This window comes from Marinobacter sp. Arc7-DN-1, assembly GCF_003441595.1.
Taxonomy (GTDB): domain Bacteria; phylum Pseudomonadota; class Gammaproteobacteria; order Pseudomonadales; family Oleiphilaceae; genus Marinobacter; species Marinobacter metalliresistant.
In genome coordinates this window covers 937906-957709 of the sequence record NZ_CP031848.1, presented here as the reverse complement: position 1 = coordinate 957709, position 19804 = coordinate 937906, and the positions used below count along the sequence as shown (strand labels likewise).

Sequence of the window (19804 nt, the reverse complement as noted above, 5' to 3'; positions counted from 1 at the left end):
CCCGATCATGCGAAACCTGTTGAGGGCCGGTATAATGCCGGATTTATCAAACGGCCACCGACTTTTTCAGGAAGGTTTCATGACAGTACGTACCCGAATTGCTCCGTCACCCACCGGTGATCCACACGTTGGTACCGCCTACGTGGCTCTGTTCAACCTGTGTTTCGCCCGCCAGCACGGTGGCCAGTTCATCCTCCGTATTGAAGATACCGACCAGGCCAGAAGCACGGCGGAGTCGGAGCAGGACATCCTCAAGGCCCTGCGCTGGCTGGGGCTCAACTGGGACGAAGGTCCCGATGTGGGTGGCCCCCACGGTCCTTACCGGCAGTCCGAGCGCAAGCATTCCTACCGCCAGTACGCCGAGGACCTGGTCACCGCCGGCCATGCCTTTTACTGCTTCCGTACCCCGGAAGAACTGGATGCCATCCGGGAAGAACGCAAGGCCCAGGGCCTGAACCCCGGAATCAAGGGTAACCTGGAGCTGTCGGAAGAAGAGGTAAAGCGCCGCCTGGATGCCGGCGAGCCACACGTGATTCGCATGAAAGTGCCCGACGAGGGTATCTGCGAGATCGACGACATGCTCCGCGGCACCATTGAAATCGACTGGGCCCAGGTAGATTGCCAGATCCTGCTCAAATCTGATGGCATGCCAACCTACCACCTGGCAAACGTGGTCGACGACCATCTGATGGAAATTACCCACGTTCTGCGGGGCGAGGAGTGGATCAACTCTGCGCCGAAGCACAAATTGTTGTACCAGTACTTTGGCTGGGACATGCCGGTGCTTTGCCACCTGCCGCTGCTGCGCAACCCGGACAAGAGCAAGCTCTCCAAGCGCAAGAACCCGACCAGTATCAATTTCTACGAGCGCATGGGTTTTCTGCCGGAAGCGGTTACCAACTACCTTGGGCGCATGGGCTGGTCCATGCCTGACGAGCGGGAAAAGTTCACGCTGGACGAAATGATCGAGAACTTCGACATCCAGCGTGTTTCCCTGGGTGGCCCGGTCTTCGATGTGGAAAAACTTCGCTGGCTCAACGGCCAATGGCTGCGGGATGAGCTGACCGAAGAGCAGTTCATGGAGCGCATGCGCCAGTGGTGGTTCAACGAAGACGCTCTGAGCGCCCTGGTGCCTCATATCAAGGGCAGGGCAGAGGTGTTCTCTGATGTGGCGCCCATGGCCCAGTTCATGTTCTCCGGCACGCTCAACCTCAAGCCGGAAGACTTCGCCCACAACAAGCTCGAAGAGGCCCAGATCAAGCGCGTCCTGCAGTTCAGCCTGTGGAAGCTTGAAGCCCAGCGCCACTGGAGCAAAGACACCATCTTTGCTGACATCAAGGCCCTGGCCAAAGCCATGGACCTGAAAATGGGCGACTTCATGTTCTCCATCTTCGTGGCCATTGCCGGCACACCCAACTCCTGGTCAGTGATGGACTCCATGGCCCTCCTTGGCCCGGACATGACCCGTTCACGACTGCGGCACGCGCTGGAGGTGATGGGCGGTTTTTCCAAGAAAGAAACCAGGAAAGTGGAAAAAGAATACGCCGCACTGGGTATTTGATAACCGCTTTGGTGAATTAATAGACGGCCTGAACAGGGATGTTCAGAAAACTGAAAAAAGTATGTGCAAAAGGTTGACGCCCATAGGGCGGATCCTTAATATACGCAGCCGTTGAGGGGCCATAGCTCAGCTGGGAGAGCGCAACACTGGCAGTGTTGAGGTCAGCGGTTCGATCCCGCTTGGCTCCACCAATTTCCAGTCCCCTTCGTCTAGTGGCCTAGGACTCCGCCCTTTCACGGCGGCAACAGGGGTTCGAACCCCCTAGGGGACGCCAATACGGCTTGACGGTTTAGTCCACCGGAAAGCCATCAAAAAAACCGCCTTCGGGCGGTTTTTTTGTGCCTGAATTCGGGGTCAGATGAAAACGGGGTCAGATGAAGTTTTCATCTGACCCCGTTTTCATCTGACCCCAAGTTCAATCAACGGTCAGCGATTGCCCCTTTGCCCACACCTTCGTAAGCCTTGACCCGAATGGTGTCAGTGGGAAACTCCACCTTGAGCTTGTCGGCAATATGCGCCGCAATCAGCTCAACCGTGGTATCGGTATCCAGCATGTAAACCCGCTCCTCGGGCAGTGTCAGCGCAAACTCCCCCTGATTGGCCTCATACTCGAAGGTCACGTACCGAATGCCGTCGTCACCCACATGGCGCCGTACCACGTCTTCTTCTGAGCCCACGTAAATATCGCGCCAAAGCTTCGCCCAGCGACGCTCCAGGTCATGATCCCGGTGCCCGTTGCGATCAATGCGAATCGGGGAGCGATGGCCATGAGCGATGCGTTGGCAGTTGCCGAGATGCTTCTTCAGGCCATGCACGTAGTGATAGTAAGCACCGTCGATTTCCTCTTCCCGAAGATGGATTTCTACAGAGGTTACGTTCGCCGGAAGCACCGCCTTGATCTCCTGTTCCAGCAGGGCAGCCACTGCAGAAGGTACGACCCGTTCCGCCGACAACCAGACGATGGCTTCGTCCGGCGAGCGGTGAATGATCTCGGCGCCATCGGTCAGCGCCCAGTTGAAGGTGTCCGGCTGCTCCTCGTTCCGGGACAAACCCTGGTAGCCACGCGGAATCACCAGCCGGTGGTCGACGCGCTCATCGATAACCCGTTTGATGGTGCGCTTCACGTTGCTAAAGTCGAACACCATTCCCTGTTCGTCCAGCTCCCCGCCAAGCACCACATCCGCAATCCAGCTTTCGCCTACCAGCCCCCTTGTCGGGTCCAGATACGCGAAATCAATAACGGTCAGGTTGTCTACAAACAGATGGTTCATCAAATTTCCGGGCGGGTATGGTTGATTGATGGACGAATTCTAGCAAAAATCCCCGGGTACAGCAGTCTGGCTGAGTGCCGGGGACCATTACTTATCGCTATCGGGCGCAACGTCATAAACTTCCGCAAACGGATCAACGATCAGGAATTTCCGGCACTGATACTGGCTGCCGGTGCTTCGAGCCGAATTGGGCGGCCCAAGGCGCTTCTGCCCCTTGGCGTCGGTGGAGGTGAGGGCAAGCAAATCCTGCTGGACGCTGCCATTGACCAGGGCCGGCTATTGAGCCGTGATGTCAGGGTAGTTTGTGGCGCCTGGTACCCTTTGATCCGTTTTCGTTGCCACAGGCAACCGTCGCTATGGCTGAAAGCGCCAGACTGGCATGAGGGGATGTCGGCGTCGCTGGCTGCCGGAATCCGCAGCCTGGGGCCCACGGCGAAAGGAGTCTTTGTGCTGCTGGCGGATCAGCCACTGCTGGATCTGAATGCCCTGAAGGCGTTTGGGAATGCCGCGCGTTATGTTCCTGAGCAACCAATCGCGGCGGATTACGGCAGCCGGCCCGGTGTTCCGGCCTATCTGCCTCGCTGGCTGTGGCCCCTGGTACTGGATCTGGAAGGGGACCGTGGAGCCGGACGGTTACTGGCGGATGTGAGGGCAACCCGGGTGGACATACCGGGGGTCCGCGACGATGTGGACACCCTGGCCGACTGGCAAAGAATCAGAGCCTTGCTCAGCCAAACAGGCCCGACAACCATGCGATTCCGACGCTGAAGATGCCAAGACTGACGGCCAGGCCAACGGTATAGACCCGGGACGACGCTGACCGCTGTTGGGCAACGAACAGATCGATGGTGCGCTGGGCGATGTCTTCCGCGGTTTCCCGGGAAATCTCGTGGGCCTGCTGAATCGCCTCGGATTGCAGGGTTTGCCAGAACTCCGTATCAATGGTCTGGACGCTGGTGATGTGATCCTTCAGTTCGGCCATGTGTTCGCTGGTAAACCCGGAATTCTTTTTCAGCTCTTTTTTCAGCACCGCAAGCTCGCTGCCCAGATTGAGATTAACTTCGGCGGCAACGTCATCCCGCAGATTTTTCGTGCGCTCTTCGACCATGTCGGAAACGGTATTGAGGCGTTCCTCAATGACCGCCTCCTGTTTGCTGCGGGATTCGTCCAGAGCGCGCTTGAGGTGGTCAAACTGCTCATCAAAGAGGGAGCTGAGCAGCTCGTGCAGCCGGTTGTTGATATGGGTTTTAACAGCGGAGCGGGCAATTTGCTCAATGAGGTCGCTGGTCAGCGGGACAACGTTGGCCTGGGTGCTGCTCCGGCTCGCGGAACCTCCGGTTTTGGGTGAGAGTTCGACCGAGGCATCTGCAGGCACATTCAGCAGGTCGTCTTCCCGGGCCAGGGCGGCCTCTTCGGTGGGTGGCTCAGGCAGCGTCCCCTTGGTGACATCGCTGGCCAGTTGATCCAGAACCTGGCTGAGGCCATCGGTCTGGGGCGGTTTGGTCAGGATGTTGTAAACGCCGAAGTTCTTTGCCTCTTCCATGAAGGAGGAGGATTTCTTGGACGTGCACATGATGATCGGAATGCCCGCTGTCTGGGGGTTGCACTTGATGGCCTTGGTGGCTTCGACGCCGTTCATGCCTGGCATCAGGTGATCCATGAAGATCACATCCGGCCGGTCATGACTGCTCAGGAAATCCAGGGCCTCTTCGGCCGAACCCGCCATGTTGACTTCCATATCACGATCCTCCAGCAGTTTGCTCAGGGCAAATCGGGCCACCTTGGAGTCGTCCACCAGCAGAGCGTTCTTGATCGCCATGTCACTACCTCAATCGTTTACTGCAAACGCGTTTGTTATCGGGCCGGCGTGATTACCAGCCTTCCAGTTTCGGGCATTCGGTAGCCCGGTAGCTCTTGTCCCGATAACAGACACCGGGTTCCGTTGTGCGGGCTGTGAAGATTTCCCCCGCCGCCGTGGTCAGGCGAACCTGTCCATAGGGCTCGCCATGACGGAAAGTGGCTTCAATGGAGCTGCCATTCGGGTTCCTTAACAGCCCGTTGCCATGGAACTTCCCTTCGATGTACTGGCCCTCGTACTTCTTGCCATTGGCGAAGACCTCGGAGCCGGTACCGTGGAAGGCTCCGTTGGAAAATTCACCCTCATAGTGGCGTCCGTCCGGGTAAGTCAGTGTGCCGGTGCCGTGGAATTCATCGTTACGGAACCCGCCGACGTAGAGCATGCCGTCAGCGGTGGTCAGTGAGCCGTGGCCATTGAGTTGGCCCTGCTGCCAGTGGCCGGTGAGGATATCCCCGTTCGCCAGGGTCAGTGTGCCTTTGCCGTTGAACTGGTCCGCCCGGAATTCCCCTGAGTAGCGGGCACCGTCGGCACTGCGCCACACGCCTTCACCTTCACGCTTGCCGCCGGACCATTCGCCTTCATACCGGCTGCCGTCGGGATACCAGGCGGTGCCCTGACCATCAAACCCGCCATTCACGAAATGCCCTTCATAGCGCAGGCCATCGGAGTCTTCGTAGGTGCCGTCGCCGGTGCGCACGCCACCGATCCAGGTCCCGTTGCGGAAATTTACCGTCGTGTAGGCTTCCAGTTTGCCGACCAGCGTCATCTCGTTGCCGGCCTCCAGGGCAACGTACTGGCTCCAGGGTTTAAAGCCGGTCTTGCTGATGGTGACATCGTACCGGCCCGGTTCCAGTTCCAGATCCAGGCGGGTTGCGCCGTAATCCTTACCGTTGATGGTGACCTGGTCGCCCACAACGTTCGAGCGAAGCACCAGTGTCCCGGTGGTTGGTGGTTGCTTCCCGGGTTTGTTGCGAGCCGGCTTTTGCGCCGACGGAGCGGCGTCCGTGCGAGTTGCCATTGCCAGGGGCGGTTCGGCGACCGCCAGAACCGTGGGCTCTTCAGGCATGGGCGGTACGGTGAACGGGGTGGTATCGACAACGGGCTGACGGGCTTTGGTACGGGCCTGCACTGTATTTGCGGGATTTGCAGGTGCCGGTTCAACCGGCGCGGGTGCTGGCGGCTTGCCGGTTGCAACAGCTTCAGCGGCAACGGCCTGGTCCATGATGGGGGGATCGAAGATTTCTGTCATCCGCAGCTCGTCCCGGACCGATGCGAACCCGGCGGTGACCAGCAACATCAGCGCCAGGGCGTTGATGAACAGAAGTGGTCTGAAATCGACCATGGCGGAACCTCTTAATCCTGCATTCTCGGAATTCTGTCTACCGCTTCATCTTAACCAGTGAGCGCAACGTTATGTAACAGAAAGTGTCTGGAGTTAACGAGAATGCAGGCCAAATCACACTTTATCCGGAAGCTGGTCATGGTTGAGCTGTTCCCATGATTTCATGTACACATCGGCTTCGTATTCATAAGGCGACTTAAAAGGGGTGAGCACAAAATCAAACACCAGGAAGAAGAATCCGATTGATGCCCAGGCAATCAAAAGGCTACTGATGGTGGTGGCCTGCACCTCCGGGTTGGAATTGACGAAATCCTCCAGCAGAGGAATCAGATCGGATGCCATGACAACAGGGTTGAAGCTGGCCATCACGAACGGAATCCAGAAGGCCAGGAATACCGGGAAAAATCCGAATGACCAGAGCACACGGCGGAGCAGGTAGATGGCAACTTCCCGCCAGAAACGCTGTCTGGTTTCCGGAATCATTCGTATGCGGTTGAGATATCGGCGTCGTTCTGCCCAGTAGGCAGCGACCTCGGGGGCATCAACAGCCTTGGTATGAGGTGCAGGTGTTGTCATGGGTTGGTGGGGTACCTTATCGCTACGGGAGTGATGCATGATAATCGATACTACGTGTTACCCTACAATTCTCCAATTGTTTAAAGACAGGATAGATTGAATGGCTGCAGTGATCGACAACGCAACCCACCCGGCCTTTGAGAAGCTTCGCAGTCACCGGATTGACACGCTCAATCTCGAGGTTGAGGAGTATCGCCACAAGAAAACCGGGGCCCGGCACCTGCATCTGGCGGCAGATAACGATGAGAACGTGTTCTTCGTGGCCCTGCGTACCTTCCCGATGGATTCCACCGGCGTTGCCCATATTCTCGAGCATACCGCACTCTGCGGCAGCGAACGTTATCCGGTTCGCGATCCGTTCTTCATGATGATCCGGCGGTCACTGAATACTTTCATGAACGCCTTTACCAGCAGCGACTGGACCGCGTATCCCTTTGCCAGCATGAACCGGAAAGATTTTAACAACCTGCTGTCGGTGTATCTGGACTGTGTGTTTTTTTCCAAGCTGGATCCGCTGGATTTCGCCCAGGAAGGCCATCGCCTGGAATTCGAAAAGCCGGAAGATCCTTCCACCGATCTGGTCTATCGGGGGGTTGTCTATAACGAAATGAAGGGTGCCATGAGTTCGCCCACATCCCAGCTATGGCAGAGTCTGAGCAGCCATCTGTTCCCCACCACCACCTATCACTACAACAGCGGTGGTGAACCGGACCATATTGTCGACCTCAGCTACGATGACCTGATGAAGTTCTATCGCCACCACTATCACCCCAGCAACGCGATTTTTGCCACCTACGGCGATATTCCGGCTCGCGAGCACCATGAAAAGTTCGAGGAGCTGGCGCTAAAGCGCTTTGACCGGCTCGACATTGACCTGCCGGTCCGGGACGAAAAGCGCATGTATGCTCCGGTTCGGGTGGAACAGGGCTATGCGGTCAACGAAGGTGAGGGTACAGACAACAAGACCCACATCGTTGTTGGCTGGCTCCTGGGCCACAGCTTCGATCTTCAGGAAAACCTGGAAGGGCAGCTGCTTTCCGCAGTACTTCTCGAAAACAGTGCCTCGCCCCTGATGCGGGCCCTGGAAACCACCGGGCTCGGCCACTCGCCATCGCCCATGTGTGGCCTGGAGGATTCCAATCGCGAGATGACCTTCGTCTGCGGTATTGAAGGCAGCGAACCCGGCAAACACGAAGAACTGGAAGCACTGGTCGAGGCAACGCTGCTCAAGGTAGTGGAGGAGGGCGTCAGTGAGGAACGGCTGGAAGCCATCCTGCACCAGTTGGAACTGCATCAGCGTGAAATCGCCGGTGACCAGTTCCCCTATGGTCTGCAACTGATCATGAGCGCGATTGGTCCGATGGTTCACGGCGGCGACCCGGTTGAATTGCTCGATCTGGAGCCGGTGCTGGCAACACTCCGAGAGAAGATCCGGAATCCCGGGTATGTGCCCGGCCTGATTCGCAAAAAGCTGCTGGAAAACCCCCACAGGGTGACAATCACACTGCGCCCGGACGAAAAGCTGGAGAGCCATCGCCAGGACGCTGTCCGGGAAGCGCTGGCTCGTCGTAAGGCCGAACTTACCGGGGATGAGGTGCGGATGATTGTCGAGCGCGCCGGCGCGCTGGAAGAGCGCCAGATGCGCAAGGACGACGACTCCATTCTGCCGAAGGTCGATTTGTCGGATGTGCCACTGCAAATGCCGGAGCCACAAGGCCGTTACGACGGCGAGATGTCGGCAACGGCCTATGCCCGCGGAACCAATGGCCTGGTGTATGAGCAGGTGGTGGTGCCGGTGCCGGCGCTCACAGAAGAGGAGCTTTTGCTGGTACCGTATTACACCACCCTGGTCTCCGAGGTGGGTTGCGGAGAGCTGGACTACCTGCGGATGCAGGACCGTATTTCCGCGGAATCCGGCGGCATTGGAGCCGCATTCAGTGCCAAGGGGCGTATCGACGATGTTCAGGACCTGTCCGGTTACATCATCTTTAATGGCAAGGCTCTGGCCCGTAATCGCAGCGCATTGACCCGGTTGCTCCGTGACGTCTGTACCAGTGCCCGCTTTGATGAGAAAGAGCGGGTTCGGGAACTCATTGCCCAGATCCGTGCCCGCCGCGAGCAGGCGGTCACAGGCAGTGGTCATGCCCTGGCCATGAGCGCGGCCTCCCAGGGTATGAGCCCGGGGGCCTGGCTGTCATTCCGCCTCGGCGGTCTGGCTGGAATCCGGGGCACCAAGCAGCTGGATCAGGCCCTGAAGGATCCGGAAGAGCTGGCGGCGCTGTGCGAGAAACTGTCAGCCCTTCATAAGAAAATCAGTAACCAGGGGCGGGAATTCCTGGTGATTGGCGAGGAAGAGCAGCTTCCGGCCATGGTTGACGATCTCAAATCCTGCTGGCAGGAAGCATCCGCGCCAGAGAGCTCTGACTGGAAAATGGAGCCGGTCAGCTATACCACCCGAGAGGCCTGGCTGACGTCTACGCAAGTGAATTTCTGTGCCAGGGCTTATAGTACTGTGCCGGTAGACCACCCGGATGCAGCGGCGCTGACCGTGCTTGGTGGTTTCCTGCGTAACGGTTACCTGCACCGTGCCATCCGTGAAAAGGGTGGCGCCTACGGTGGTGGTGCCGGGCAGGACAGCGTGAACGGAACCTTCCGGTTCTTCTCCTACCGGGATCCCCGCCTGGAAGAGACCCTGGAGGATTTCGACAAGGCGCTGATCTGGCTGCAGGAAACGGACCACGAATACCAGGAACTGGAAGAGTCGATTCTCGGGGTCATCGGCCAGCTGGACCGGCCCCGCTCTCCGGCCGGTGCAGCCCGCCATGCGTTCCACAACAAGCTGTTTGGTCGTTCCCCTGAGCAGAGGGCCCGGTTCCGGGAGCGCGTTCTGGCAGTTACCCTGGAGGACATCAGGCGTGTCGCCAGTACCTGGTTGATGCCGGAGAAGGCGAGTACCGCGGTTGTTACCAGTCCCGAGAACCGGGCCAGGGTGGAGAAACTCGGCCTGGCTATTCAGGAACTGTAGAGCAGAAGTGCAACGCAGGACACACAGGGGTCAGATGAACGCTTTCATCTGACCCCTTTTTCATGACCCCTTTTTCACTTTTCCCGCCCCTTCAGCGATTCCGCTTCAGCCCGGTGCTCACCATAATCCGTGTCGAAATCTCTTCCACTGAATAGGCCGTGGTATTCAGGTAGGGAATGCGCTCACGCCGGTACATCAGCTCGATTTCCTCGATTTCATGCATGCACTGCCTGATTGAGGAATACCGGGAGTTGGGGCGGCGCTCGTTGCGTATGGTGGCGAGGCGCTCGGGATCGATGGTCAGCCCGAAGACTTTCTCCTTGTGGGGCTTCAGGGCGCCCGGGATCTGCTGATCCTCCAGATCCTCCTCGGTAATCGGATAATTGGCGGCCTTGACGCCGTATTGCAGCGCGAGATAGAGGCAGGTGGGGGTTTTTCCGCTTCGGGAAGCACCCACCAGAATCAGGTCCGCTTCATCGTAATATCGTGTCCGGGCGCCATCGTCGTTATCCAGCGCAAAATTGACGGCCTTGATCCGCCGCTCGTAACTGCCCTCGTTATTGATTGAGTGAGATTTTCCCACGGTGTAGGAAGAAGATGACTGCAGCTCCTGCTCCAGGGGTTTGAGAAAGGTTCCGAAAATATCCACCATGAAACCCTCGGCTGTGGAGATGATATCCCGGATGTCGCTGTTCACGATGGTGTCGAAAACCAGTGGCCTTGCGCCGTCTGTTTCGGCGGCCTTGTTGATGCGTGTGACCATTTCGCGGGCTTTTTCTTCGTCCGCAATGTAGGGAACGGTCACCCGTTCAAACTCGATTTTTTCAAACTGGGCCAGAAGACTGTGCCCCAGTGCCTCGGCAGTCAGGCCGGTGCCATCGGAAATGAAAAAAGCAGTGCGTTTCATGATGTATCGTCCGGTTCCGTATTCAGCGGGTGGTTCCCTAGGTAATTTCCGCGGGTTACAGTATCATACACGCCAAGTTCGAGACCCCGCAGTGGATATTGCCTGCTTTTACCGCTTGATACCGCTGGCCCGGTTTTGCTCTTTGCTTCATAGACTCAAGGGAGACGTGCTTTGGAAGATTACATTATCTGGTTTGATCACCTGGGAATGTCCGATGTCGACCGGGTGGGCGGGAAGAACGCCTCCCTCGGCGAAATGATCAGTAATCTCGCCAACGCAGGTGTTACCGTTCCAGGTGGTTTTGCCACGACAGCACACGCCTATCGCGAATTTCTGGCCAAAGACGGCCTGAAAGAGCGAATCGATAATGTCCTGGATGCTCTGGACATCAATGATGTCAACGAGCTGGCCCGTGTAGGCGCTCAGATTCGTGAGTGGATTATTGACACACCCTTCCCGGATGTCCTGGAAAAGGCCCTGGAAGAGGCGTTCTCAGCGCTTCAGGATGGCAATGATCGCATGGCCGTTGCGGTCCGTTCCTCAGCCACCGCCGAGGACTTGCCAGATGCCTCGTTTGCCGGCCAGCAGGAAACCTTCCTGAACGTGGTGGGGCTGCAGCAGGTGCGCACCTCGGTTAAAGAAGTGTTTGCTTCGCTGTTCAACGACCGGGCCATCTCTTACCGTGTCCACCATGGTTTCGATCACAAGATGGTTGCTCTTTCTGCCGGCATTCAGAAAATGGTTCGCAGTGAAACCGCGGCCAGTGGCGTTATGTTCACCCTCGACACCGAATCCGGGTTCCGGGATGTGGTTTTTGTAACGGCCTCTTATGGCCTCGGCGAAACCGTTGTCCAGGGTGCCGTGAACCCCGATGAATTCTATGTCCACAAGCCGACACTGGAGGCTGGGCGCCCGGCGGTATTGCGCCGCAACCTGGGCAGCAAGGCCATCAAGATGGTTTACCATTCAAGCCCCGGTGAAGGCCAGTTCGTGGAAACGGTCAAGGTTGGGCAGGACGAGCGTAACCGCTTCTGCATTACCGATGCCGAGGTGGAAGATCTGGCCCGTCAGGCGATGATTATCGAGAAGCACTACCAGCGCCCGATGGATATCGAGTGGGCGAAGGATGGCGACGACGGCAAGATCTACATCGTTCAGGCCCGTCCTGAAACCGTCAAGAGCCGCGCCTCCGCCAACGTGATGGAGCGGTACCTGTTGAACGAAACCGGCAATGTGCTGGTGGAAGGTCGCAGTATCGGCCACAAGATTGGCAGCGGCCCGGTGAAGGTTATTACCAGCATCAAGGAAATGGATCGCGTTCAGGCCGGCGACGTGCTGGTGACAGACATGACCGACCCGGACTGGGAACCGGTCATGAAGCGGGCCTCCGCCATCGTGACGGATCGAGGCGGTCGTACCTGCCACGCAGCCATTATTGCCCGTGAGCTGGGTATTCCGGCGGTGGTCGGTTGTGGTGACGCGACCGAGGTTTTGAAAGATGGTCAGGAAGTGACGGTTTCCTGTGCCGAGGGCGACACCGGTCTGATTTACGAAGGTGCCCTGGACTTCGAGCTGCGGGAAAATACCGTTGACTCCATGCCCGATATTCCGTTCAAGATCATGATGAACGTCGGCAACCCGGACCGTGCCTTTGATTTCCAGGGGTTGCCCAATGAAGGCGTTGGCCTGGCCCGCCTCGAGTTCATCATCAACCGGATGATTGGCGTGCACCCCAAGGCCCTGCTGAACTTTGACGGGTTGCCCCGGGACATCAGGCAGACCGTTGAAAAACGCATTTCGGGCTATTCGTCTCCGGTCGATTTCTACGTGGACAAACTGGTGGAGGGTATTTCCACCCTGGCAGCCGCGTTTGCGCCGAAAAAGGTCATTGTGCGGCTGTCGGACTTCAAGTCCAACGAGTACGCCAACCTGATTGGCGGCACCCTGTACGAGCCGGATGAAGAAAATCCGATGCTGGGTTTCCGTGGCGCATCCCGCTACATCTCCGAAACGTTCCGCGATTGCTTTGAGCTGGAATGCCGCGCCCTGAAAAAGGTGCGCAACGAGATGGGGCTGACCAATGTGGAAGTGATGGTGCCGTTTGTTCGCACCGTTGGTGAGGCGGAACAGGTGGTTAGCCTGCTGGCGGAGAATGGTCTGAAGCGAGGTGAGAACGGCCTTCGTGTGATCATGATGTGTGAGCTGCCGGCCAACGCGATTCTGGCCGAACAGTTCCTTGAGCATTTTGACGGCTTCTCCATCGGTTCCAATGATCTGACTCAGCTTACCCTGGGGCTGGACCGGGATTCCGGCATCATCGCCCACCTGTTCGATGAGCGTAACGACGCCGTCAAGGCATTGCTGGCCAGCGCCATTCAGGCCTGCAAGAAAGCAGATAAGTACATTGGTATCTGCGGGCAGGGGCCATCGGATCATCCGGATCTTGCCAAGTGGCTGATGGATCAGGGCATTGATTCCGTTTCCCTGAATCCGGATTCGGTGCTGGATACCTGGTTTTTCCTGGCCGACGAAAAGATCGACTGAGTTCATTTTCCAGGATGAAGGAGAACGACAAAGTGACACAGATTATTACCCCGGACCTGTGCGACGAGTTTCCGGAAGTGCAGGTTGTGGCGCCCGGCTTTAACAACTACGGCGGTAACAAGGCGTTTGGCGGCGAGATCGTTACCGTGAAATGCTTTGAAGACAATTCCGTGGTGAAGGAACAGGTTGGCCAGCCCGGCAATGGTCGGGTTATGGTGGTGGATGGTGGTGCCTCAAGGCGCCATGCACTGCTGGGCGACATGCTGGCGGAGAAGGCCGCCAGCAATGGCTGGGCCGGCCTGATTATCTATGGCTGTGTCCGGGACGTAGACGAGATTGGTAACACCGCACTGGGCGTTCAGGCCCTGGGGACTCATCCCCGGAAAAGTGAAAAACGCGGCCTTGGCGACCTGAATGTGCCGGTTACCTTCCACGGTGTAACCTTCCACCCGGGTCATTATGTCTATGCCGACAATAACGGCATTGTTGTTTCGGAGAAGCCCCTGGTCTGAGCCAGAAGCCATCTTGCAGGAACAAGAAACGGTGGCTGCTGGCCGCCGTTTCTTGTTCAGCGAGTCACTTCGCTGATGTTCGTTCCGAGCAGGTAGCCTTCACCCTCCGGTTCACACCGAATGACTTCGCACACGGTTTCCAGTGGAGGAAACTGATCGCTTGTGGGGTGGAGGACCGTTTGCAGTTCTTCGCCAACGGCTACCTCGCGCTCGACATAGAGCTGCATGCCGGCTGCACTCAGGTCGCGGCAGACGCCGGTGAACCTGTTACCCTGGCTGTCGGTAATTTCGATTTCAGAGTTCACCTGCATACGGTGAAAGTCGCGCTTTTCCGAGTAATCCTTCATGGCATCAGGCCCAGTTGTCAGTTTTTCTTGTTGGTTTGAGCATCGGAATAATCAGTGCCAGCAACACACCGCCGAGGACCAGGCCGGCACCGAGTAGCATGAAGTCATACTCCTTGCTGGCTTCGAGGCGTTCGTTTTCCGCGGTAAGGATCTCAAGGTCGTTGCGGATCTTCTGGTTTTCCTCGAGGAGTTCGCGGTTGCGGCGCGACAGATTGATAGAGTCGGATGCGATACTCTTGATGCGCTGAAGTTCTTCCTGGAGTTCCTGGGAGCGATTCGAAAGCGACGATTCAGAGTTTTCAAGAGCGTCCCGTTCGTTGGTTACCTGGGTCAGTTGCTCTTTTACCCGGGCGAGCTCCGCACGGGTATTTTCCAGCTGTTGGTTGGCTGTCCGGAGACGGTCGGCGGCGATGGGTGTTTCGCTCAGATATTGGCTGGAGACCCAGCCCTCCGTACCCTTGGGGGTGCGAACCAGGGTGTAAGCCGAATCGGAGGCATCGAGCACTTCCAGGGGCGTCCCACTGGGCACGGCATTCTCGATAATCCGGTACTGGGTACCTGCGCCAGACCTCACCGGAAGGTACAGCTGATCGTCCACCCAGACCGTTTTCGCCTGGGCAACGGCAATTGACGACACTGCAAACAACACACTGATGGCGAGGCGAAAAAGCGTCACTGGTTACGTTCCCTGAAATTCTCTGGATGAAGTCCGCGCATGATTAAAAGCGCAATTTTGTCACAGATGCCCTGCTGTGCAAGCGAGCCATCATTACAATAAACTCATGCTGCAACGGAAGCGATCACGGTAATACAGCCTTGAACGGCTTCACGGTAACCTTCTCGTATACGCCGGCCTCAATGTAGGGGTCAGAATCTGCCCATGCCTGTGCTGCCTCCAGTGAGTCGAACTCCGCAATCACCAGGCTGCCGGTAAAGCCAGCCTCACCCGGTTCCGGTGTGTCCAGGGCGGGGTGCGGGCCGGCAACAAGCAATCTGCCCTCGGCTTTCAGTGCCTGCAGGCGCTCAGTGTGAGCGGGTCGCGCCGTCTGGCGCAGTGGCAGGCTGTTTTCGACATCTTCACTGATAATGGCGTAATACATTCAGCTCTCCGGATTGAAGTTCCTAACGTTACTGGCTGGCAAATAATCAGCAGTCGTGCGGCGCCAGGGATGGCTGGTACAATGTCCCACCGTGGCATATCGCCCGTTACCCTCTGATTCAGGATGTTTCGTGACTATACCGCAAGACCCGGTTTTGTGCATCGACCTGCATTGCCACAGTACCGCCTCGGATGGCGCGCTATCGCCGTCGGCGCTGCTTGAGCGTGCGGCCGAGCGGGGTGTCAGCCACCTTGCATTGACGGATCATGACACGATTGGCGGGTTCGCCGAAGCCTGGGATGCGGCCGGAAAGCATGGTGTCACCCTGATTCCCGGGGTGGAACTGTCCTGCCTCTGGAAAAGCCGTACCATTCATGTTGTTGGGCTGGATTTCGATCCGGACAGTGCCGGATTCCAGGGCGCCCTGGCGCAGCAAAACGAGAATCGCTGGGCCCGGGCAAGGATGATTGCCGAACGGCTGAGCAAGCTTGGCATCGATGATCTGCTGGAACAGGCAACTGCTGCTGCAGGCGGCGATGTCCCGGGCCGTCCGCATTTTGCCGCAGTCCTGACGGGCGAGAGTGTCGTGCGTAACTCCGCGCAGGCGTTCAAGCGTTACCTCGGCAACGGCAAGGCCGGTGACGTAAAAGCCTACTGGCCGGAACTGCCGGAGGTGGTTCGCTGGATTAATGAGGCGGGCGGAATTGCCGTTCTTGCCCATCCACGGAAATACCAGCTCACTGCTACCAAACTCCGGGAGCTGACAGCCGATTTCCGGAGAGCGGAAGGGCAGGCGATTGAAGTTTCCACCTCGGGGCAGTCCAGCGGGGATCTGGGATTTCTGGCGGAGCTGTGCCGAAGGGAAGGGTTGTTGGCATCTCAGGGCAGTGATTTTCACTTTCCCGGAGCACCCTGGTGTGAGCTTGGTCGCATCACGAAAATGCCAGACGGGCTTGAGCCGGTCTGGCATTCATTCAGGCAGCCAATTCTGAGTCCTGCGCCGGTTTAATCCGGCGCGTGAAACAGGAGATACAGATCGGTCAGTGAATCGGGAATGGCATCGGCCATTTGCCGGGACAGTTTGTCGCTGTTGCGAACCTTTTGAAAATCCTCGTCATCGAACAATCCTGACAGCGTAAGCATGGGCACCATCAGGTCGGCGGTTTCCTCTTCGCTGGCAGCGTCCAGCCACTGTTCTTCGTGCTCCAGGAAGGTATCCACGAACCCGGCACACCAATTCTCCAACGCGTTCATGGGGTCGCCGTCTTCCGGTTCCGGTAATTCCAGAGCCTGGCCCATATCCAACGCGTGGGCCATGCCTCCGGCCAACTGCTCGGCACAGCGCCTGAATACCTCAGGAACCCCGCCATCGGGCGCCTCATCGATACCCGTGGCGAGGCGGAAGATTTCTTCCGCCCCCAGTTCAGCCGGGCCAACGACGCTGGCGCAGACAACCCCGTGGAAGCCGAAGAAATCCAGGGCGTCATCGCCCCAGGGTTCGGCAAAGAGAATGTCTTCCAGCGCCTCTATGTCGGAGTTCGATAGCATCAGTTAGTTACTCCCGGCCTTTTTGGCCTCTTCCGCAGCCTTCTGGCGCTTGCGGACCTCTCGGGGGTCATTGTAGGCACGTCCTGGTGTAACAGGAATATTGGCTGCCGGTGTTTCGGGAGATTCGTCCGTTTTCGCGGCCTCAGCCGCAGGCTTCTCAGTCTTTTCAGGCTGCGCATCTGCGGCCAGAGACGGCTTCGGTTCGGGCTGCTCTTTCGGCGCCGCCTTTTTCGGAGCGGTGGACTGCGGTGCCGGCTCGTCAGCCGCTTGCGGCTTTTCGGCAGGGGCCGGCGCTTCAGAGCTGCCGGCCGGTTGCCCGGAAGCGGTCTCAGGCGCTTTTTCGGCCTTGGCCGGTTGCTTTGGTTCAGCTTCTGCCTTCTTTTCCGCTTCGACTTTCGGTGCCTGATCAGCGCTTTCGGCTGCGGGTTCGTTCTCCGGAGCAGAGGGCTTTTTATCGGCCGCGGAGCGCTTTTTCCCAGCCGCTGATGGCTTTTGATCCGCAGCTGAAGGCTTGGCGCTCTTGTCTTCTGCCTTTTGAGGGGGCTCCGCGCTTTTGCCGGACTCAGCAGCGTCGCCGGTCTTCCCGGTCGGCTGGTCAGCGGCTTTCGGTGCTTCTTTCGGCTGCTCTGGAGCCTGGCTGTCAGAAGACGCTTCTGAAGCAGCAGGCTGGTCGGCCTGGCCCTGTTTCGGATCTTGCTTCGGCGCGTCCTTCTGAATCGGCGTGGCTGCCTTGTTTTCAGGTTTTTCAGAAGCCTTTTCACGGCTATCCCGTGGCTGCCCGGCTTTCACCGCAGGCTTGTCGCCTTCGGAACTAACCTCCGGCTGGGTATCCTTTTGGTGCTTTTCGCTTCGGACAGCCTTGCGATCCGCTGGTGTGGAGGCCGGGTTTTCCGCCGGAGAGCCATCGCGATTACGCTGACGGCGGGGCTTGCGACGCTTTTCGTCAGATGCGGTTTTTTCGCCACCGGCTGGCTTGGCAGCGCTTTCCTGTGGGCCGTTGTCCTTCTGGTCCCGACTATCTTTCGGGTCTCGCTGAGGCTTGTTGCGCCCACGGCCCTGGCTGTCCCGGCGGTTATCCCGGCGGTTGTCAGTGCCCTTGCCGTCGCTTTTGTTGTCGCCTTTGGTGTCGCTGTCCTTGGTCTCGGGGCTCTGGCGATTCTGGTTTCCGCGGTTCGGGTCATCGTTGCGATTGCGGTTGCGACCGCGGTTATCCTCGCCACGGCCTTGCGGGCCGCCCTGACGACGTTCGTTGCCGCTGCGGTTGCCGCCGGAACGCTGGTCGTCACCACGGGCTACGCGGGATTTGCGACGATCCTGGCGGCCCTGATTGCGGTGTTCCTCACGCTGGCTTCTGCTCTTTTCGCTGGTCTCGGTCTGCTGTTCTTCTTCTCCGCTGAAGAAGCAGGCAATCTTGCGGCCAAGGCGGCGGAACAGGCCTTCTTCCTGATCGACGGCTTCGGCAGCCTTTGGTGCCGGAGTGGGCGCGGGTGCACTGGGGCGAACCGCCCGTACGGCTGCCTGTTCACGAACCGGTTTTTCCGCGGCCGGAGCTTCGAAGATTTCCTCTTCACGCTCGCTGTATTCCTGGGCCACCTGGTGGCTGGAGATATGCTCGGGCGTTGTTTCATCGTCGCGCATCCGGACGATTTCGAAGTGCGGTGTTTCCATATGTGGCACGGGAACCACGACGACGCTCACTTCCTGGCGCGCCTCGATATCTGCCAGCTGCTTGCGCTTTTCGTTCAAAAGGAAAGTGGCAACGGACACGGGAACGACAGCCCGCACTTCGCCGGTCTTGTCTTTCGAGGACTCTTCGTAGATCAGGCGCATGATGCTCAGGGCGAGGGATTCAATGCCTCGGATGGTGCCCTGGCCTTCGCAACGAGGACAAACCTCACTGCGTGTTTCCCCGAGGGAGGGGCGCAGACGCTGACGGGACATCTCAAGCAGGCCAAATCGCGAGATCTTGCCAACCTGAACCCGGGCCCGGTCAATTTCCAGGGCCTCACGCATCTTCTGTTCAACTTCCCGCTGGTGCTTGGCTGGGGTCATATCGATGAAATCGATGACAATCAGGCCGCCCATGTCACGCAGGCGCAGCTGGCGGGCGATTTCCTCGGCCGCTTCCAGGTTGGTCTGGAGGGCGGTTTCCTCGATGTCGTGGCCCTTGGTGGCACGGGAGGAGTTGATGTCGATGGAAACCAGTGCTTCGGTTGGATCGATAACAATTGAACCGCCGGAAGGCAACTTCACTTCCCGCTGGAACGCGGTCTCGATCTGGCCTTCGATCTGATAACGGCTGAACAGGGGGATTTCGTCCTTGTAAAGCTTTATCTTGTTCTCGAACGTTGGCATTACCGCGCGGACAAAATTCAGTACGTCCTCATGTACGCCATCGGAATCGATCAGAACCTCGCCAATATCCTGGCGAAGGTAGTCACGTACGGCACGGATAATAACGTTGCTTTCCTGGTGAATCAGGAACGGCGCCTTGCGTTCGCCGGCGGCCTGGGAGATGGCTTCCCAGAACTGAACCAGGTAATCCAGATCCCACTGCAGTTCTTCGGTGGTCCGGCCAATGCCAGCGGTACGAACAATGATGCCCATGGATTTCGGTATCTGGACATTGTTCATGGCATCTTTGAGCTGGGCCCGCTCGTCGCCCTCAATGCGGCGGGAAATACCACCGGCACGAGGGTTGTTGGGCATGAGTACCAGATAGCGGCCGGCCAGGGAAATAAAGGTCGTCAGGGCAGCGCCCTTGTTACCACGTTCTTCCTTGTCCACCTGGACGATGACTTCCTGGCCTTCAGAGACCACATCCTTGATGTTGATCTTGCCCTCAATCTGACCCGGGGATTTCTTGAAGTACTCCTTGGAGATTTCCTTCAGGGGCAGAAAGCCGTGGCGATCGGCACCGAAATCAACGAACGCAGCTTCGAGACTGGGCTCAACGCGGGTAATGCGACCCTTATATACGTTGGCTTTCTTCTGCTCGCGGGAGCTGGATTCGATGTCGAGATCAAACAGACGCTGGCCGTCAACCAGAGCTACGCGCAACTCTTCAGGGTGAGTTGCATTGATAAGCATTCTTTTCATGGAAAGAAAGAGTTCCTGTCGTTTAGTTTGACAGAAAACCGGAGGGGATCGCATCAGCGAAGCAGGATGTGCGTACCGCGGGCCCTGTTACGTCAAGGGCGGACCGGCGGCCAG

16 protein-coding genes and 2 tRNA genes are annotated in these 19804 nt (G+C 58.0%); 8 read left to right on the top strand and 10 right to left on the bottom strand.

Features of this window, described 5'->3' with window-relative positions:
* Positions 1-79 precede the first annotated feature (79 nt).
* The 3 genes from gltX to D0851_RS04415 all read left to right on the top strand — a co-directional run bounded on the left by gltX (position 80) and on the right by D0851_RS04415 (position 1835).
* Positions 80-1561: a glutamate--tRNA ligase gene (gene gltX, locus D0851_RS04425; protein ID WP_117617534.1), complete on the top strand. Its 1482-nt coding sequence runs from the start codon at positions 80-82 to the stop codon at positions 1559-1561.
* Positions 1562-1676: 115 nt separating this feature from the next.
* Positions 1677-1752 (top strand) — tRNA-Ala (locus D0851_RS04420).
* 7 nt (positions 1753-1759) lie between these two features.
* Positions 1760-1835, top strand: a tRNA-Glu gene (locus tag D0851_RS04415).
* Between the two features lie 145 nt (positions 1836-1980).
* Here D0851_RS04415 and D0851_RS04410 read toward each other — a convergent pair.
* A complete protein-coding gene (locus tag D0851_RS04410) occupies positions 1981-2832 on the bottom strand; it encodes a 6-pyruvoyl trahydropterin synthase family protein (protein WP_117617533.1) in 852 nt (283 codons plus the stop codon).
* Between D0851_RS04410 and D0851_RS04405 the strand changes: the two genes are divergently transcribed.
* Positions 2824-3600 (top strand): NTP transferase domain-containing protein, encoded by a 777-nt coding sequence (locus D0851_RS04405; protein WP_117620279.1) that lies wholly within the window; start codon positions 2824-2826, stop codon positions 3598-3600. The genes D0851_RS04410 and D0851_RS04405 overlap by 9 nt on opposite strands.
* Here D0851_RS04405 and D0851_RS04400 read toward each other — a convergent pair.
* From D0851_RS04400 to D0851_RS04390, 3 genes are all read right to left on the bottom strand, one after another.
* Positions 3560-4651: a response regulator gene (locus tag D0851_RS04400; protein WP_117617532.1), complete on the bottom strand. Its 1092-nt coding sequence runs from the start codon at positions 4649-4651 to the stop codon at positions 3560-3562. The two genes, D0851_RS04405 and D0851_RS04400, sit on opposite strands and share 41 nt — an antisense overlap.
* A gap of 52 nt (positions 4652-4703) precedes the next feature.
* Positions 4704-6032 (bottom strand): MORN repeat-containing protein, encoded by a 1329-nt coding sequence (locus D0851_RS04395; protein WP_117617531.1) that lies wholly within the window; start codon positions 6030-6032, stop codon positions 4704-4706.
* A gap of 114 nt (positions 6033-6146) precedes the next feature.
* Positions 6147-6608 (bottom strand): hypothetical protein, encoded by a 462-nt coding sequence (locus D0851_RS04390; RefSeq protein WP_117617530.1) that lies wholly within the window; start codon positions 6606-6608, stop codon positions 6147-6149.
* Between the two features lie 100 nt (positions 6609-6708).
* Here D0851_RS04390 and D0851_RS04385 point away from each other — a divergent pair, with 100 nt between their 5' ends.
* Positions 6709-9633 carry an insulinase family protein gene (locus D0851_RS04385; protein WP_117617529.1) on the top strand — a complete coding sequence of 975 codons (2925 nt, stop codon included), beginning with the start codon at positions 6709-6711 and terminating at the stop codon, positions 9631-9633.
* A gap of 91 nt (positions 9634-9724) precedes the next feature.
* On the opposite strand, the gene D0851_RS04380 is transcribed toward D0851_RS04385, so the two are convergent.
* Positions 9725-10540 carry a pyruvate, water dikinase regulatory protein gene (locus tag D0851_RS04380; RefSeq protein WP_117617528.1) on the bottom strand — a complete coding sequence of 272 codons (816 nt, stop codon included), beginning with the start codon at positions 10538-10540 and terminating at the stop codon, positions 9725-9727.
* A 171-nt stretch (positions 10541-10711) separates the two neighbouring features.
* On the opposite strand from D0851_RS04380, the gene ppsA reads away from it, so the two are divergent.
* Both ppsA and rraA read left to right on the top strand, forming a co-directional pair.
* On the top strand, positions 10712-13084 hold the full coding sequence (gene ppsA, locus D0851_RS04375; RefSeq protein ID WP_117617527.1) for a phosphoenolpyruvate synthase: 2373 nt from the start codon (positions 10712-10714) through the stop codon (positions 13082-13084).
* A gap of 32 nt (positions 13085-13116) precedes the next feature.
* Positions 13117-13596, top strand: a complete 480-nt coding sequence (rraA, locus tag D0851_RS04370; protein WP_117620278.1) for a ribonuclease E activity regulator RraA — start codon at positions 13117-13119, stop codon at positions 13594-13596.
* Between the two features lie 56 nt (positions 13597-13652).
* Here the strand turns inward: rraA and D0851_RS04365 are convergent, their stop codons facing one another.
* The 3 genes from D0851_RS04365 to D0851_RS04355 all read right to left on the bottom strand — a co-directional run bounded on the left by D0851_RS04365 (position 13653) and on the right by D0851_RS04355 (position 15043).
* Positions 13653-13943 (bottom strand): PilZ domain-containing protein, encoded by a 291-nt coding sequence (locus D0851_RS04365; protein ID WP_117617526.1) that lies wholly within the window; start codon positions 13941-13943, stop codon positions 13653-13655.
* Between the two features lie 4 nt (positions 13944-13947).
* Positions 13948-14619, bottom strand: coding sequence for a TIGR04211 family SH3 domain-containing protein (locus D0851_RS04360; protein WP_117617525.1), 672 nt, complete (start codon positions 14617-14619; stop codon positions 13948-13950).
* 124 nt (positions 14620-14743) lie between these two features.
* On the bottom strand, positions 14744-15043 hold the full coding sequence (locus tag D0851_RS04355; protein ID WP_117617524.1) for a YciI family protein: 300 nt from the start codon (positions 15041-15043) through the stop codon (positions 14744-14746).
* A 130-nt stretch (positions 15044-15173) separates the two neighbouring features.
* Here D0851_RS04355 and D0851_RS04350 point away from each other — a divergent pair, with 130 nt between their 5' ends.
* On the top strand, positions 15174-16052 hold the full coding sequence (locus D0851_RS04350; RefSeq protein ID WP_117617523.1) for a PHP domain-containing protein: 879 nt from the start codon (positions 15174-15176) through the stop codon (positions 16050-16052).
* On the opposite strand, the gene D0851_RS04345 is transcribed toward D0851_RS04350, so the two are convergent.
* Positions 16049-16591 carry a YecA family protein gene (locus D0851_RS04345; RefSeq protein WP_117617522.1) on the bottom strand — a complete coding sequence of 181 codons (543 nt, stop codon included), beginning with the start codon at positions 16589-16591 and terminating at the stop codon, positions 16049-16051. The two genes, D0851_RS04350 and D0851_RS04345, sit on opposite strands and share 4 nt — an antisense overlap.
* A 3-nt stretch (positions 16592-16594) precedes the next feature.
* Positions 16595-19690 (bottom strand): ribonuclease E, encoded by a 3096-nt coding sequence (gene rne / locus D0851_RS04340; protein ID WP_117617521.1) that lies wholly within the window; start codon positions 19688-19690, stop codon positions 16595-16597.
* Between the last annotated feature and the right edge of the window lie 114 nt (positions 19691-19804).

Bases quoted from the DNA above. Each gene is read 5' to 3' on its own strand.
- D0851_RS04380 (WP_117617528.1), bottom strand. From the start codon at position 10,540: ATGAAACGCACTGCTTTTTTCATTTCCGATGGCACCGGCCTGACTGCC.
- D0851_RS04390 (WP_117617530.1), bottom strand. From the start codon at position 6,608: ATGACAACACCTGCACCTCATACCAAGGCTGTTGATGCCCCCGAGGTC.
- gltX (WP_117617534.1), top strand. From the start codon at position 80: ATGACAGTACGTACCCGAATTGCTCCGTCACCCACCGGTGATCCACAC.
- D0851_RS04405 (WP_117620279.1), top strand. From the start codon at position 2,824: ATGGTTCATCAAATTTCCGGGCGGGTATGGTTGATTGATGGACGAATT.
- D0851_RS04395 (WP_117617531.1), bottom strand. From the start codon at position 6,032: ATGGTCGATTTCAGACCACTTCTGTTCATCAACGCCCTGGCGCTGATG.
- D0851_RS04365 (WP_117617526.1), bottom strand. From the start codon at position 13,943: ATGAAGGATTACTCGGAAAAGCGCGACTTTCACCGTATGCAGGTGAAC.
- D0851_RS04345 (WP_117617522.1), bottom strand. From the start codon at position 16,591: ATGCTATCGAACTCCGACATAGAGGCGCTGGAAGACATTCTCTTTGCC.
- D0851_RS04385 (WP_117617529.1), top strand. From the start codon at position 6,709: ATGGCTGCAGTGATCGACAACGCAACCCACCCGGCCTTTGAGAAGCTT.
- rne (WP_117617521.1), bottom strand. From the start codon at position 19,690: ATGAAAAGAATGCTTATCAATGCAACTCACCCTGAAGAGTTGCGCGTA.
- D0851_RS04400 (WP_117617532.1), bottom strand. From the start codon at position 4,651: ATGGCGATCAAGAACGCTCTGCTGGTGGACGACTCCAAGGTGGCCCGA.
- D0851_RS04355 (WP_117617524.1), bottom strand. From the start codon at position 15,043: ATGTATTACGCCATTATCAGTGAAGATGTCGAAAACAGCCTGCCACTG.
- D0851_RS04410 (WP_117617533.1), bottom strand. From the start codon at position 2,832: ATGAACCATCTGTTTGTAGACAACCTGACCGTTATTGATTTCGCGTAT.